Raw genomic sequence first — 16264 nt, forward strand, 5'->3', positions numbered from 1 at the left:
CATTTCAAGTTAACGATTGTTAATAAAAATCCCTAATAAGAAAAATACAAACCTGATTTATTATTAAGAATCATAACTACTGAAAATTCATAAGGAGGCACTTGCAAAGCAAGAAAACATATTGTGCTTCAATTTAGGAAGATACAGTAGTATAATTAAATGAATAAATGTAACTTTATCAAAGAGAGGGAGGGGATGTTGATATGAAATTTAGTGAAGAATTAATTGCTCCTTGTGGAATGAATTGTGGTGTGTGTATTGCATATTTAAGAGAAAAAAATAAGTGCTGTGGTTGTCTGAGTTTAGGTACGAATAAACAAGCGCACTGTAATAAATGTAGTATTAAGTTTTGTGATGAACATAATCGTTCAGAGTTTACATATTGTTATGAATGTCATAAATTTCCTTGCTCAAGGATAAGAAAACTTGAGAAAAGGTATGTTGAAAATTATCATGTAAGTTTAATCGAGAATTCAACTAGTATTAGCAAGTACGGTTTTAGTGAATTTATTATGAATGAAAGTGAAAAATGGAAATGTAAAAACTGTGGTGAAGTGCTATGTATTCATAGAAACATATGCCTAAACTGTAAAGAAGAGACGAATATATAAAATAGCCAACAATGTTACGTAGTGTAGCAGTTGGTTAGGTTTTATAGTGTTTAACAGATTAATTTAAGTGTATTATTTCATAAGGTATATTATGAATATACGAAATGGGGGAATTGATTTGAAGGCAAGGGAGAAGTTGTTTTCATACCGTGAAATCTATGATCATGCAGGTAGTGAAGCATTATTTATAGCAGCAATGAAAGAGTCAATTAACCACCATCGCATGAACTGTAGCTTTTACGATCAATTGCTGAAAACTCGTTGTTTTAGTGTGGAAAGCATTCAGTCCATTGAAGATTGTGCAAAGATACCCTTGATACCAGCTCAATTTTTCAAATACTACGAGGTTCTAAGCGTAAAAAAAGAAGAGATTAAAATCCATGCAACCTCATCAGGAACCCAAGGACAAAAAAGTCAAATTTTCCTCGACAGCGAATCGGTCAGACTTGGCACTAAAATGGCTATTAAGGCGATTAAGTATCATGGTTTTATTTCAGTTATTCCAACCAATTATCTTATTTTAGGATATGAACCTATAGAAGGCAATGACATGGGTAGTGTAAAGATTGCTCTTGGCATAACTCGATTTGCTCCTGTAAAAGAAATTGTATTTGCGTTAAAGCCTCTTGGAGATCGATATGAAATAGATTATTTTGGAATTATAAATGCGTTAAATCGTTTTGATAAACAAAGGCTCCCTGTTAGAATACTTGGATTCCCTTCGTACCTATATATGATGTTAAAGATGATACAGGATTCAGGTAGGAAGCCCTTGAAATTGAATGAAAAATCAATAGTGCTTACGGGTGGTGGCTGGAAGAAATATGATGACATGATAATTGATAAAGATGAGTTGTATTTAATGGTTGAGGAGCTTCTTGGTATTCCTGAAAGGAACTGTCGTGATTTTTACAGTGCGGTTGAGCATAGTGTCGCTTACCCAGAATGCGAAAATCACCATATGCATGTACCCATTTGGAGTAGAGTGATCATACGTGATGTAAAAACCTTAGAGCCTTTAGACTTTGATCAACCTGGGTTCTTAAGCTTTATCAGTCCATTGGTTTCTTCAGTGCCAATATCTTCAATTCTAATGGGAGATATGGCTGTATTGAAAAATGGTATGGAATGTGGCTGTGGAATTACAACACCCTATTTTGAAGTCATTGAAAGGGTAGGAACAGCGAAAACCAGAAGCTGTGCAGTTGCTGCTTCAGAGTATATGAAGGGGGTTGAAAATGAATAATATATATAGGGGTGAAAAAATCTCCAAGCAAGACTTCGTGGATAAGCTAGATATGATGAAGTCTCAAATTGAAAAGGATCTATTGAGAAATCCCTTAATGCCGGAAAAGGTTATCGAAGCAGCAAATACTTTGTCAAAGGAAATGAAAGAAGTAGAGGTTGTAGATAAGATAATTGAACTGGGCATTTCGAAATGGGCAGTCGAAGAATATGTTAGAGTGGCTATTGATAGTTTGAGTAAGGATGCGTTATTAAAAAAAGTACATACAGAACTGAGAGAAAACCCATTTACATGGAGAAAGGTGGTCGAAGGTATAGAAGAAAAAGAGCATCCACTTGGTGTCATTGTGCATATCGGAGCAGGAAATGCTTTGGGACTTTCAGCTTTCAGTGTAATAGAAGGACTACTTACTGGAAATATAAATATTTTAAAGCTACCTGAAAACGAAGGTGGCTTGTCCTCAATGTTACTAATGAGGCTCATCGAGATAGAACCTCTGCTAAAACCGTACATATATGTTCTAGATGTCTCATCTAAGGATAAGGAGGTTATCTGCCAGCTTATTGGGATAGCAAATGCCGTTGTTGTATGGGGATCAGATGAAACAATTAAGGCAATTAGGCAACTAACACCACCGAGATTACCTTTAATTGAATGGGGGCATCGTTTGAGCTTTGCATACTTTACAAATAATGAAAGTATTGGAAAAAACTTAGCTGGATTAGCAAGGAATATATGCATATCAGATCAGTTATATTGTAGTTCTCCGCAATGTGTTTTTTATGAAACAGATGATAGACGTGAGGTTGATCATTTTGCGAATCAATTGGCTCAACATATGGAAAGTATTGCAGGTCAATATCTAGTACAAGATAGACCGTTAGAAATACAGGCACAAATTACCTGGATACAAGAGCTCATTAAAATGGAGGAGTTATTACAATTAAAAAGATTAATTACTGATGAAAACAATACATTTGGTGTAATGGTTGATTATAATCCTGGATTAAAGGCATCACCACTTTTTCGTAATATTTGGGTAATGCCAATAAAAAGAGAAAATTTATTTAAACTGTTAAGAGCTCATAAAGGGCATCTTCAAACGGTAGGATTATGTTGTGAAGAACAAGAATTTGAGGAATTATCAAAGATCTTCTATACAGCAGGTATTCATAGAATTACCTCCTGTGAAGCTATGTCAAAAAACTATAGTGGGGAGCCTCATGATGGGGTATACTCGTTGAGGAACTATGTTAGAATAGTTAATAAGGTATCTATTTAACAGCATATTAAAGAGCAAAGTAACTATGAAATAAAAGGAGAACTCAATGATGAAAACGATTCGATGGGGAATTATTGGCTGTGGTGATGTAACAGAGGTGAAAAGTGGGCCAGGCTTTCAAAAAGCTACGAACTCTGAGTTGATTGCTGTTATGCGACGACAAGGGAATTTAGCACAAGATTATGCCAAACGTCATGAGGTGAAAAAATGGTATGATGACGCGGATGCACTGATTCAAGATCCAGAAGTGGATATAGTCTATATTGCGACACCACCTGCCTTTCATATGGAATACGCGCTTCGTTGTGCCAAAGCTGGAAAGCCAGTATATGTTGAAAAACCTATGGCAAGAAATTTCGAGGAATGTGAAGCCATGATAGCCGCTTGTCAGCAAGCAAAGGTACCTTTGTTTGTGGCTTATTATAGAAGGGCATTGCCTAGATTTATTAAAATAAAAGAATTGATTGATCAAGGTAAGATAGGAGATATATGTTTTGTAAACATAACCTTATACCAGAAGCCTAGGATCGACGAATTATCTGAAGCAACAAGACCCTGGAGAGTCATACCAGAGCTTGCAGGGGCAGGTAAGTTTATGGATTTAGCCTCACATACCTTGGATGTTCTGGATTATATTTTAGGACCAGTAAATGAAGCACTAGGTATGGCATCTAATCAAGGGGGGCTATATAAAGCTGAGGATATGGTTACTGCAAGTCTAAAGTTTGGTTCAAGAATTCATGGTGTTGGAACCTGGTGTTTTACAGCGTTTGCTGATTATGATATGAATGAAATCGTTGGAAGTAAGGGGAAAATAAAATTTTCAACCTTTGGTAAAGAACCTATCGAGTTAATCAACGAGGATGGAAAAACGGAGTTTTCGATTGATAATCCAATTCATATACAACAACCCCTTATTCAAACAATTGTTGATGAGCTTAACGGTAATGGAACTTGCCCAAGCAACGGGATAAGTGGTGCTAGAACGAATAAAGTGATGGATGATATTCTTAGAAGTTATAGAATGGCAGAATTGAGATAAATTACCTAACGCTGACCTCGTAGAATATTCCTATTATAATAAAAAGACCCTGTAAAACAGAAGCTGTTAAAAAAGCATTTTATACGTTTTTTTAACTATCTATTTTATAGGGTCTATTTTATTTTGTACTAAGTGACAAAGGCTTAGCCTAGAGTATAACACTAACAGCTTTTGTTATTGCTTCTTCATTTAAATCTTTAACTAAGCTATTGACAACTGCACCATTTTTAGTAAGAACAATTGAAGGGAATTCCTTAACATTCAAGCGATCAGCGAGACCAGTTGATTTATAAACATCCACTCGATTTACTTGAAGCTTGCCTTCAAAGCTCTCTTCAATTCTCTTAATCGTTTCTAAAAATTCTCTTGAAGGAGCGTCAACTGCATTATAAATGTAGGTTAGTCCAGGTTTTTCTTTTTGTAAAATAATATGATGGAAGCATTCGCTTTCAGCAATGTATTTTTCTGCTGCAAAACCTGCAATAGCACCATCACCCACAGCTGTAGCAATTTGCTTTAACCATTTATCTACAACATCACCACAAGCAAATACACCTTCAATGTTTGTTGCCATTTTTTCATTTGCAATAATATAACCCTGAGATGTTAAATTAATTTGATCTTTGAAAATTTCTGTATTTGGAATATACCCAATAAATTCAAAGCAATTATCACAAGTTATAGGAATTAAATCTCCAGTTTTTACATTTTTAAGTACAACTGTATGTAAGTGTTCATCACCTTCAAAGGAATCTACAACTGTATTCCAAACAAAGGACATCTTAGGATTTTTGAGAGCAGCTTCCTTTGCAATTTCATTACAATCCATTTTACCTTCATCGTGTAAGACAGATACAATGATTTTGTCAGCAAATTTGGTTAAAAACATCCCTTCTTCAATCGCAGCATCACCACTACCAATTACTACAACTGTTTTACCAGTGTTAGCAGCAGCATCGCAAGTTGCACAAAAGGAAATACCTTTATCGAAAAGAAAGTTCTCTTCGTTTTTTGCTTTTGTAACTCTTGGACGACCTCCAGTTGCTAATATAACGGTTTTAGCGATAAATTTATTTCTAAAGGTTTCAACGACTTTATCTTCGCCAGCTAGCTCAACACTTTTTACATCTGTAAGCTTAAATTCAACACCCATTTTTTTAGCTTGTTCTTTCATTAGGTTGGTAATATCTTCACCCTTAGGACTATTTGGAAAGCCAGGATAATTCTCTACCTCATTGGTGTAGGTAGCTAGACCACCCACCAACGCTTTTTCTATAAGCAGTGTTTTCAGGCGAGCTCTACCAGCATATATTGATGCTGTTAACCCAGCGGCACCGCCACCAATAACAATTACATCATAATATTCGATTGCTTTTTCACGTGCCATTTTTAGTCCTCCAATAAATTCAGATTACATAAAGTACTTAACAAGCAATTTCCCGCCAACAATAGCACCACCAAAAATACCAATGGCAAAAACCCATCCGGATAGAGATAAAGAAGCGATACCGCTGTATAAAGCACCAATATTACAGCCATACGCAATTCTAGCTCCATAGCCCATGAGTAAGCCACCTAAGATGGCAGCGATAATTTGCTTTTTCGATTTGATTTTTTTGATTTTAAATTGAGATGCCAGTAACGTTGCAAGTAAGGCCCCTAAAATAATACCAACATTTCTGATTGAAGCAGGGTCATTGATAAATCCAGATTTCAAAGTAGCTTGCGCTGCATCGCTGCTAAAGAAATACCATTTGTCGACACTGCCACCCAATGCTTCAAATACCCAAGCGCCCCAATTTGCAAAAGAAGCAGTGACACCCCACGCGTTACCAGTTGTGGCAAGGGTAACAATCTGAAAAAGTGAAAGGAGTATTGCACCAGTTATGTATGGCCAAGCATCCTTTAACCATCTTTTATAAAAGTCATTTTTATTAATTTTATTAATCAATTCCTTATATGCACTCAAAGTTTGACCTCCTATTTAAGGCTTTTTAATGCAGCATACTTTTATTTGTTTTTTTCAATAACAACTTCCCATTCGCCATCTTCAACTTCTTCAATTTCAACGTTATATCCTTCTTTACGTGCCCATTCAGGAACGTTTTTCATAGCACAGCTATGGTCAATTTGAACAATTAAAATATCGCCAATTTCCATTTCCTTAAGCTTGTTTTGCGCTTTAATTAATGGAACAGGACAAGCTTCTCCCATACAATCTAAAACAACTTCTTTCATATCTGTATCCTCCAATAATTTATATTTTTAGTTATTTGAATCGTTTTTTTGTTGATCTTTCAACGTACGTGCGGTTTGATACTTTTCAGCAGCTATGTATAATAACAATATAATTAATAATTGAATGATGAGTGCACCAATCCACCCAAAAATATCAGGCAAGAATATTGGTTTTCCCTTTGAAATAATGTTATATTTCCACCATTCAAAATCATGAGCTGCCCATAAGGAACCTATAACAAAGAAAACAAGAGAGAGCATTTGCATAGTAAACCCTTCACCAACTCGCATTAAAGTGCCAGAGGCACAGCCGCCTGCAATTACTGCGCCAATACCAAATAAGAAAGCACCCAAAAGAGTTGCGAAGCTTATTGGGGCAACAAATCCGGCGCCAGGAATAGGTAAACCCTTTGCAAAAAAACCATACTTTATTGCAGTAAATCCAATGGTGGTAAAAGCAAAAGCAATCAATACCGCTCTTGTTACTGAGGTGCTTCCTGTTAAATAAGGATCACGTAAGGAAGCGGTAAAACAAAATCGTGATTTCTGTAAAATAAATCCAAAACAAATACCAGTGATAAAGAATAAAGCGATATTGTCTGATCGAATGCTTAAATACATAGTAATACCAGCAATAATCACTAACAATAAAACACCAAAAGGTATTTGATTCACTTTTGGTTTTCTGGTACTTGCTCTAGAACGAGATGAAGAACTTCGCTGAATAGATGAGACGGATTCATTTTCGCTCATAATCAAACACTCCTTATTCATTAATAGTTAAAACTTTAACAAAATAGAATGCGTTTGCAAATAAAAATGTATAGCAAACGACTTAAAAATTCAGTACATAAGCTTGTTGCGTTATTATTTCCCACTAATATAATATCATATTATTCCTAAAGTCTACATTAAGTTTCTTAATGCTACATTCGTATTTCTAATAGCATAAACTTAGTTTTTGTTGAAAAAATGATTCATATCATATATAGTTAAGAAAAACTAAACTTTACTAGGAGGTGGTATTCATGCATATTGACTCTTTGAAATATTTTGTTGATGTAGTTCAAGAAAAGAGTATTTCTAAAGTTGCTCAAAAAATGCACATATCCCAATCTGCATTAAGTCAACATATTCAAAAACTTGAAGAAGATTTTGGACATAAATTATTATTAAGAAGCAATAAAGGTGTGGAAGTTACTGAAATTGGGGAAATTGTACTCAAATATTCTAATAATATTATGAAAAATTATGAAAAAATGTTTCACGACATCAATGCGCATGAACACGACAACAATAGTATTTATATAAATGGAACGAGCGCATTGGTTGCGTATTCCTTGCCTTGTATGATTTATAAAATGAAAAAAAAATTTCCAAATTTTGACTTTCAAATGAGTGTTAGTACAGTGCAACAGACGATTACTGACATACAAAATGATATTTGTGATTTTGGCTTCATTGATATAAAACCTGATGAAAAGTATAATCTTTATTCCTATATCATGGGAAAAGAAAAGGTGGTTTTAATAGCTCCTCCAAAGTATAACATACCAGATAGGATTAAACTGAAAGATTTACTCAATCTAGAAATGATTAATTGTACAATGAATACCCAGACCTGTGATTATCTCAATAAAGAGTTGGGGAAGATTCATAAATCCTTAAAGGATCTAAAAATTATATTTAATGTGGATTCCTTAAGTGCGGTAAAGTCATCAGTAACAAATGGACATGGGGTCGCTTTTGCTCCATACGAATCCATTAAGCATGAATTATATGAAAAGACAGTTAAAATAATAGAAATAGAAGACATCAATTTAGATTATGATATTTTTTTAGTTAGCAAAAAAATATCGGATTTATCAAAGGCTGCAAAAGAGTCCTTAGAGTATTTAATTGAAATTGGCAGAAAAAGCTTTTGTTAATGCTTATCGTTTGACGGTTATTTCCCATACACCGTTGATCACTTCATCAATACTACAGGAAAATGAGAAGTTAAAGCAATGTTCTTTGATAGACTCAACAACACAACTGTGATCGGTGACAAGGAGAATACTATCATTTTGAGGTAAACTACTAAGGGCTTTTTTGATTTTCATTAAGGGAATAGGGCAATAATCGCCTAAGCAATTGAGTTTTTGCATAATACACTCCTTATTAAGTCAAATCGTCAAGGATTCATTCTTCTTAATTTCTATTTTACACCATAATCATTCATTTTAACAGTGCTCTTGGGGCGGTAACAGAATATTTTATTTTTTTTGAATAGAGGCGACCTAGTGAAAATTGTATTTAATAAACCTTATCAATCAAAAAATGAATCAACCTATATCCAACACGTTTTAGAACTTGGAAAAACAGGAGGAGATGGCTTTTATACTGAGCAATGTCAAAGCTGGTTAGAAGAAAACTTAAAAAGCAAAAAGGTATTAATGACAACCTCTTGTACTCATGCTTTAGAGCTGGTCTTTCAGCTTTTAGAGTTAAAGGATTTTGAAGTTATTATGCCCTCCTACACCTTTCCATCTACTGCAAATGCAGTACTTTTAAATGGGGGGAAAGTGGTTTTTACGGAAGTTAATCAAGAGCATTTATGCATAGATGTTCAACATATCGAGGAAAAAATCACTCCAAAAACGAAAGCCATATTAGTCGTTCATTATGGTGGCGTTAGTTGTGATATGGATACAATTATGGCTTTGGCCAATAAATATAATTTGGTTGTTATTGAAGATGCTGCTCAAGGATTTTTAAGTAGTTATAAAAATAAAAGCCTTGGCACTATTGGACATTTTGGATGCTTTAGTTTTCATGAAACAAAAAACATTAATTGCGGTGAAGGTGGAGCACTCAGTATCAATATAGATAATCCAATACTAATGGAAACGGTAGAAAACATACGACGTAAGGGTACAAATAAATATGCTTTTGATAAAGGTGAAGTGTTTTTTTATGAGTGGGTCAGTGAAGGATCTAGTTATTCACCTTCCGAGATTTTAATGGCATATTTATATGCTCAATTAAAGGAATCAGAGAACATACAAGAAAAGAGAATAAACGTTTTTAACCTCTATCAGCAGTGGTTTACAACAACTCACTATGAGAGTATTGAATCGTTTTCTAGGGGCAACCCTTTTGGAAATTTTAATGCACATATTTTTTATGTTATTTTTAAACAGGAGCAACAAGCTATTAAATTTAGGGAGCAATTAGCCCTTGAAAATGTTGTAGCTTATACTCATTTTATACCGTTGCATTTGAGCAAGATGGGTGAGGAGCTTGGTAATCAAAGGGATGACTTTCCTTTTGAGGCAAGTGTTTATAAAAGACTTATTAGACTTCCGATTCATAGTATGATGGACAAAGAAACCATAGAAATGATTATAATTAAAATTGATACGATCTTAAAGAGGTTATAAAATGATATCAATTATTGTACCAGTATTTAACTCCGAAAAATCAATAGTAAAGTTATGCCATCAAATTACAGAGATTATGATAAACCTTCAACAGGCCTATGAGATTATTCTAGTGGATGATGGTAGTCAGGATTGTAGCTACTTATGGATGAAAAAGTTGTCATGCAATCATTCGAATATTATTAGTATTCAATTAGCTCGAAACTATGGTCAACAAAATGCTCTTTTATGTGGACTTAGAAATAGTAAAGGGGATTATGTAGTAACTATTGATGATGATCTCCAATATACACCAAAAGATATTTCCAAGTTATTTGAAAAGATGAATGAGGGCTACGATGTGGTTTATGGTGTACCGAAAGAAAAAGTAAATAGTACTTTGCGAAACTTTGGTTCCAACTTTAAAGAAGTAATGTTCCGATGCTTTTTGAAAAAACCCAAAGATATTACCATTACAAGCTTTAGAATACTAAGAAAAAGCGTAGTAGAAAAAATAACCTTAGATAAGAATAGCTTCGTTTATTTATCGGCAATGACTTTTAGGTGTACTCAAAATGTAGCGAATGTTTCAGTGAAGCATAAACCTCGATTACATGGTAAATCAAATTATTCGTACTTTAAGCTCATTCATTTGATGTTGTATACTATTATTTATTATAGCAATTGTCCATTACTTAAGCCTTTAAAAAAACATAAACCTCAGTACATCATTAAGGAGATTATAAAGTGAAGCTAATGATTCTTGGAGCAGCTTATGCTCAACTCAACGCCATAAAACGTGCCAAGTCCGATGGACTAACTGTTTTAGTAACAGACTACTTAGAAGATTCAATCGGCAAAAAACATGCAGATGAACATGAGTTAGCAAGTACCTTTGATGCTGAAGTGACCTTAGAAGTTGCAAGAAAACATCAAATTAATGGTATTATGACCACGGGTACTGATCAACCTGTTTTAACTGTAACTAAAGTTGCACATGCCCTTGAATTACCAGCATTTTTATCTATTCAGACTGCTTATGCGGTAACTAACAAAAGAGCTATGAAGCAGATTTTTACTCATAAGGGTATACCTACTGCAGATTATCGTATCATAAGGAGTAACTTCTTAGATGAAGAATTAGCTGGCTTAAACTTTCCAGTTGTAGTCAAACCACTGGATTCCCAAGGTCAAAGAGGAATTTTCAAACTATACACAGCTGAAGCTGTAAGAAGATATTTTAACGAGGTACTTGCCCATTCAAGAGAAGAAGAAATATTGGTTGAAGCTTATTATGAAAACGATGAAATTACGATAAGTGGTTGGGTAAAAGAAGGAAAGGCAAAAATATTGACCGTTACAGATAGAGTTACCTTTCAAGAAGAAGGGAAAATTGGCATTTGTTTATCACACGAATTTCCTTCTAAGCATTTGAATAATCATCGAGAAGAAATCAAAGCATTAACAAATCAAATTGTGGAAGCTTTTAATATAAACGAAGGCCCGATTTATTTCCAAATGTTTGTTGGAAAAGAGGGCATAAAGGTAAATGAAATTGCATGTAGAATAGGTGGAGCTTACGAAGACGAAGTGATACCCCTTTTGACGGGTGTTGATATTTTGAAAATGACTATAGATTTTTCCCTTGGAAAGGTTTATGCGAATGAAAGCTATGAATTATATAACCTAGATCAAAACAAATGCTATGCATCTATTCAATTATTTTTTTTAAGAGAAGGAAAGATTACACAGATGCCCTTAGAAGAGGATTTAAAGTTAATAGAGGGTGTTTACAATATAAGGTATCATTATAAATTATTTGATGAGGTCAAAGCAATCCACAATGCAACCTCAAGGGCAGGTTACGCAATTATAATTGGAGGAAGTCAAGAACAACTTGATAATAATAAATCCATGTTTTATTATAAAATGAAAGTACTTGATGAAAATGGCTATAATATGGTCATACATTCATAAACAAAGGAGAATGATATTGTGCTAAATTTAAAATTGATTGTTTGCATCAGTATGATTGTATTCGTTTTTTCTGGCTGCTCTCAAAAACAAGACGAGGATAAACTCATTATTGCAGAACAGTATGGACTAGCGTATGCACCACTTCAAATTATGAAAGAAAAAGGTATTTTAGAAGCTTTATTACCAAACACAGAAATCGAATGGGTTACTCTATCCAATACTACGTCTATTAGAGAAGCTATGCTATCTGATGCGGTTGATGTTGGTTTTATGGGGATACCCCCCTTTATTATTGGACTAGACAATGGAATGGATTGGAAAATGATATGTGGGCTTTCTAAAAATCCATCAGGATTAGTAACGAATGATGAGCAAATACAAACACTCGACGACTTTACAGATGCTGATAAAATTGCACTTCCCCAGCCTGGGAGTATTCAACACATTTTGCTGGCGATGGCTTGTGAGAAACAATTTGACCAAGCGGATAAGCTAGATCATTTGTTAATTGCTATGAAGCACCCAGATGCGTATCAATCTCTTGAATCAAAATCTACTATAAAAGCACATTTTGCTTCCCCTCCTTATTTGTTTGATGAGTTGAAGAATGAGAGCAATCATCTTGTTATATCAGGTGAGGAAGCCTTTGGAGGAGAGTTTACCTTTATTGTTGGTGTTTGTGGAAGAGATTTCTATGATAACAAAAAACAATATGAAGCAGTTCATAAAGGACTTCAGCAAGCCTTTGATTTTATAGCGGAGAATGAAGCAGAAGCGATTGAATTACTTTCAAAAAGCTATTCCTTGGATCAACAGATATTAAAAGATTATTTAAGTCAAGCAGGTATGGAGTATACCAAAGAGGTTGAAGGTGCAGAAACATTTGTGAGTTTTATGCTAAGAAATGAGTACATAAAAAACAACTATGAATTAAAAGACCTTATTTGGGAGTAATGGATGATTAAAAATAGTCTGAAAAATAAATACATACAAAGAAGTATTGTTGTGACGCTTTTGGTATTGCTTTGGGAAGCTTTATATCATTTGCAAGTATTCCCAGTGCAATTATTTCCTTCAACAAGTCAAATTCTGAAAGCTCTGTTTGTTGACTTATTAGATGGAAAATTATTTGTTCAAATTGGTCATTCACTGTATTTGATTTTTACAGGGCTAGTGATTGGTTTTATTATTGCAGTTATTCTATGCTATATAAGCTACTTTTCTAAGCTGATTTCTGTTTTAATAGACACACTGATTGCCATATTAGATCCCTTGCCAGGAGTTGCTATATTACCGATGATCATTCTTTGGATTGGCATTGGAGAGAAAGCCATTTTGTTTATTATGCTTCACTCGATTATTTGGCCTATGGTAATTAGTATTCAAACAGGAATGAAAAATATAGATAGGGTGTATATAGAGAGTGCAAAAATGAATGCTATTCGTAATTGGCAACTATTTTGGTATATTTTATTGCCACTTAGTTTGCCTCAGATATTGGCAGGAATAAAAATTGGTTGGTCTAGATCTTGGAGAGCACTCATTAGTTCAGAAATGATTTTTGGTGCGATAGGTGCCTTTGGTGGAATTGGTTGGTATTTGTTCGAAAAGCGTACATTTATGAACACCCCAGGTATGTTTTCTGGGCTACTTGTAATTATTATGATTAGCATCTTTGTTGAAGATATTATATTTGTTAAGCTGGATCAATATATTATCCGTTCAATTTGATGTTAGATGTTCTTTATTGGAGCACCTTATAAATGCTGATTTCCCACTCATAATCCATCATGTAGCGTGGGATTCTAATGCCATAAAGGGTATGCTTGAAGGAATGTATTAAGGTGCAATTATTTTTGATATAGTCATTCATATCCTCATAATATACATCATCACCATATAAAATAAGCCATCTCGGATTTTTATGGATATAATCCAACTCTTCATAATAAATGATGTATTCAATATCATTTTTTTGTATGTATTCTTTAAAGGACAGGTCGTTTGTTTTTAAATAAGCCAAATTCCGATAATCAAAAAGACTGCCATTATCAAAGTAAAAATCAGTATTTAAGTTACCAAGCACTACACTATCTTTTGGAACTGCTTTCGCGAATTCATTTAAGTAATCGTTATATTGATAAGGAAGGTAAGGTTTAATTTCCTTGATAGACAAAATGAAGGATAGAATGATTAAAATAACAAATAACCCTAAAAGGGTTTTGTTTTTTTTGAAGATTTTAATAAGAATGTTGCCGAGTAGTATGTAAAAAAACGGTATTAGAAAAAGAATGCTAGTAGTGTTATATCTACCAATGATTAGGATTCCCAACTGAATGGCAAAAAGTGAAATGAGCCATTGTGAGAGGGTATACTTTAGTCCGATTTCCGGAGATATTTTTTTGCTGATTAAGATACCAATTGAAATAAGGAGAAGGATTAAAAATGCAATCCAAAAGTATTTCATTTGAGGTATATAATAGGTTCCACTTACACTATTGTATAATTTGTAATAGAAATCATCTAAGGTTAGAAGCTTAGTTCCCATAGGAAAATCAACACCAAAAGTTGCCCCAAACTGACTATAGTGAGCTATAAAATTTGGATCTCCAATATAGCTTAATAAAATGAATGCGGATGCAAAACAACTGACCGTTAGAACTAAAAGAAGTATTTCCTTGAAGGGCTTTTTGCGCATAATCCAATCCTGTAGGTATAAAAATCCAAAAAGAAGGGCGAGTATAAAACTATTGGGATGTATTCCAATACAAAGTCCAATGATACTCCCTAATAATATTGTAGATTTAAATGGTTTAAGATAAACATAAAGGCCTAGCATTAAAAAGAATAAAACGACTATTTCTTGCCGCGCAAAATGTGAAGCATATAGAAATTGTATATTCAAGCTCAATAAAATTGTGGATAAGAGAGCATATAAGGGATGCTTTAGGACAACCACCATTATTTTATGAAATATATATAAAGTAGCCACAGAAAAAAACATGGAAATAAGCCTAACAGAAAACACAGAATTGCCTCCAAAGTGAACAAAAGGCATTTGTACTAAATGAAAGAGTAGCTTGATGCTATGTGGATAACGAGGAAAGAGATCAAAGAAAGTTTCAGTACAATATATACTATGTGTATCCATCATATTTCTTGTTAAACCACTTAACCAGGCTTCATCAGAGTGCACAAATGGAAAAGTAGTTAGAAAAAAGATATTTGCAATAAAGTATAGGAAAAGAAACCATATGATAAAAGGCATATTTTGCAATTTTTTCTTCATTTTATAGCTCCTTAGTGCATTCATGAGTGATTGATGTTTGTTAAAATTACTTGCAAATTTATAGTCATATTATAGCATGGACATAATGCAAATAGAATTATTATTCAATATCCAAGTATCAAATGTAGTATTCGTAAAACTTATAACACGATAAGGAATATTTCATGTATAATTAACAACGTAAGTGTTGCGTTGAAATTTCCCATTATTTGTGTTTTATTTAACAATCTTTTTGACATTAGTGAAAGTAAAGTAAGTGTAGGAGGATAAAATGAAGATAAAACAAAGTAGATACATAATGATTTTATCCATTCTTTTTGTTGCTTTGGTGTTTGCAAGTTGCACTAAAACAGAGTACACAGAAAGCAATAATATCATTGAACCGAGTGAAGTTAAGAATGAAATTGGCAAGGCAAACGTCATTATTGTAGATGCACGATCAAAAGAAGACTATGATAAAGGACATATCAAAGGTGCAATTCATCTTGAAGCTTCAGAATTATCAACAACTAGACCAATTCCAGGCATGTTGCGCTCTAAAGCAGATATCGAAAAAGTATTGAGTAATAAAGGAATTTCAAATGATGCCATTTTGTATGTTTATGACAACAACGATGGAGTCTTTGCTTCAAGAGTATGGTGGACCTTAAAAGGCTATGGTCATGAAAACATCAAAGTAATCAACAAGGGTGAAAAAGGTCTTATTGAAGCGAAAGTTGAACTTTCCTTAGAAGCAACAAGCTTACCTAAAACTTCCTATAGTGCAAAGGATTTTCAAGAGAATAAGGTTGTTAATTTAGAGGAAATGAAAAAAATAACATCAGATGAAAAGAGCAAGACTTGTATTATTGATGTGAGAAGTACTGCAGAGTTTGATGAAGGAGCAATACCAAAAGCGATTCTATATCCACACACAAAAAACATATATACGGATGGTGCATTTAAATCAACTAGGAATATCTACCTCTCCTATAACGAATTGGGTTTAAAGAGAGAAGACTTGATTATCCTATATTGCAAAACTTCTTTTAGGGCAACTCAGACAGCTTTATTGCTTGAAGAAGCAGGCTTTACAAATGTAAAGGTATATGATGGTGCGTGGGAAGAATGGTCTAAAGAGTTTCCAACTGAAAAGCAGGTAGAAAAACCAGTTACAACAACACAAGATGGATCCTAAC

Annotated in this window: 17 protein-coding genes; 11 read left to right on the forward strand and 6 right to left on the reverse strand. The window is 33.9% G+C overall.

The genetic code is table 11. The features are described 5' to 3' along the window. Positions 1-203: 203 nt before the first annotated feature. The 4 genes from CVU84_10800 to CVU84_10815 all read left to right on the forward strand — a co-directional run bounded on the left by CVU84_10800 (position 204) and on the right by CVU84_10815 (position 4181). Positions 204-611 (forward strand): hypothetical protein, encoded by a 408-nt coding sequence (locus CVU84_10800; GenBank protein ID PKM94546.1) that lies wholly within the window; start codon positions 204-206, stop codon positions 609-611. Positions 612-702: 91 nt separating this feature from the next. Next, positions 703-1857, forward strand: a complete 1155-nt coding sequence (locus CVU84_10805) for an acyl-protein synthetase (GenBank protein PKM94547.1) — start codon at positions 703-705, stop codon at positions 1855-1857. Then, entirely contained in the window at positions 1850-3139 is a 1290-nt protein-coding gene (locus CVU84_10810; GenBank protein ID PKM94548.1) for an acyl-CoA reductase, read from the forward strand. Before CVU84_10805 ends, CVU84_10810 begins: the two co-directional genes overlap by 8 nt. A 49-nt stretch (positions 3140-3188) precedes the next feature. Next, the gene (locus CVU84_10815) at positions 3189-4181 is read left to right on the forward strand and encodes an oxidoreductase (GenBank protein ID PKM94549.1); all 993 of its coding nucleotides are present in this window, start codon (positions 3189-3191) and stop codon (positions 4179-4181) included. A gap of 148 nt (positions 4182-4329) precedes the next feature. On the opposite strand, the gene CVU84_10820 is transcribed toward CVU84_10815, so the two are convergent. The 4 genes from CVU84_10820 to CVU84_10835 form a co-directional block, all read right to left on the reverse strand. Further along, on the reverse strand, positions 4330-5568 hold the full coding sequence (locus tag CVU84_10820) for a pyridine nucleotide-disulfide oxidoreductase (protein PKM94550.1): 1239 nt from the start codon (positions 5566-5568) through the stop codon (positions 4330-4332). A gap of 24 nt (positions 5569-5592) precedes the next feature. After that, the gene (locus CVU84_10825) at positions 5593-6120 is read right to left on the reverse strand and encodes a YeeE/YedE family protein (protein ID PKM94598.1); all 528 of its coding nucleotides are present in this window, start codon (positions 6118-6120) and stop codon (positions 5593-5595) included. 71 nt (positions 6121-6191) lie between these two features. Beyond that, positions 6192-6419 (reverse strand): sulfurtransferase TusA family protein, encoded by a 228-nt coding sequence (locus CVU84_10830; protein PKM94551.1) that lies wholly within the window; start codon positions 6417-6419, stop codon positions 6192-6194. A 27-nt stretch (positions 6420-6446) separates the two neighbouring features. Further along, positions 6447-7172, reverse strand: coding sequence for a transporter (locus CVU84_10835; GenBank protein ID PKM94552.1), 726 nt, complete (start codon positions 7170-7172; stop codon positions 6447-6449). A 275-nt stretch (positions 7173-7447) separates the two neighbouring features. Here CVU84_10835 and CVU84_10840 point away from each other — a divergent pair, with 275 nt between their 5' ends. Then, positions 7448-8347, forward strand: coding sequence for a LysR family transcriptional regulator (locus tag CVU84_10840; protein ID PKM94553.1), 900 nt, complete (start codon positions 7448-7450; stop codon positions 8345-8347). A 3-nt stretch (positions 8348-8350) separates the two neighbouring features. On the opposite strand, the gene CVU84_10845 is transcribed toward CVU84_10840, so the two are convergent. Then, positions 8351-8566: a sulfurtransferase TusA family protein gene (locus CVU84_10845; GenBank protein ID PKM94554.1), complete on the reverse strand. Its 216-nt coding sequence runs from the start codon at positions 8564-8566 to the stop codon at positions 8351-8353. Between the two features lie 105 nt (positions 8567-8671). Between CVU84_10845 and CVU84_10850 the strand changes: the two genes are divergently transcribed. Genes CVU84_10850 through CVU84_10870 form a run of 5 tightly spaced genes read left to right on the forward strand, consistent with a single transcriptional unit; the run spans position 8672 to position 13528 of the window. After that, positions 8672-9841 (forward strand): dTDP-4-amino-4,6-dideoxygalactose transaminase, encoded by a 1170-nt coding sequence (locus tag CVU84_10850; protein PKM94555.1) that lies wholly within the window; start codon positions 8672-8674, stop codon positions 9839-9841. A 1-nt stretch (position 9842) separates the two neighbouring features. Next, positions 9843-10571 (forward strand): glycosyltransferase, encoded by a 729-nt coding sequence (locus CVU84_10855; GenBank protein PKM94556.1) that lies wholly within the window; start codon positions 9843-9845, stop codon positions 10569-10571. Next, positions 10568-11797: a carboxylate--amine ligase gene (locus CVU84_10860; GenBank protein ID PKM94557.1), complete on the forward strand. Its 1230-nt coding sequence runs from the start codon at positions 10568-10570 to the stop codon at positions 11795-11797. The genes CVU84_10855 and CVU84_10860 overlap by 4 nt, the downstream gene beginning before the upstream one ends. Before the next feature lie 51 nt (positions 11798-11848). Continuing rightward, positions 11849-12751, forward strand: coding sequence for an ABC transporter substrate-binding protein (locus CVU84_10865; protein ID PKM94599.1), 903 nt, complete (start codon positions 11849-11851; stop codon positions 12749-12751). Positions 12752-12754: 3 nt separating this feature from the next. Continuing rightward, positions 12755-13528 carry an ABC transporter permease gene (locus CVU84_10870; GenBank protein PKM94558.1) on the forward strand — a complete coding sequence of 258 codons (774 nt, stop codon included), beginning with the start codon at positions 12755-12757 and terminating at the stop codon, positions 13526-13528. 13 nt (positions 13529-13541) lie between these two features. On the opposite strand, the gene CVU84_10875 is transcribed toward CVU84_10870, so the two are convergent. Continuing rightward, positions 13542-15086 carry a 4-amino-4-deoxy-L-arabinose transferase gene (locus CVU84_10875; protein PKM94559.1) on the reverse strand — a complete coding sequence of 515 codons (1545 nt, stop codon included), beginning with the start codon at positions 15084-15086 and terminating at the stop codon, positions 13542-13544. Between the two features lie 271 nt (positions 15087-15357). Between CVU84_10875 and CVU84_10880 the strand changes: the two genes are divergently transcribed. Continuing rightward, on the forward strand, positions 15358-16263 hold the full coding sequence (locus tag CVU84_10880; GenBank protein ID PKM94560.1) for a hypothetical protein: 906 nt from the start codon (positions 15358-15360) through the stop codon (positions 16261-16263). Position 16264 lies beyond the last annotated feature (1 nt).

The sequence above is a fragment of the Firmicutes bacterium HGW-Firmicutes-1 genome, from assembly GCA_002841625.1.
Taxonomy (GTDB): Bacteria; Bacillota; Clostridia; order Lachnospirales; family Vallitaleaceae; genus HGW-1.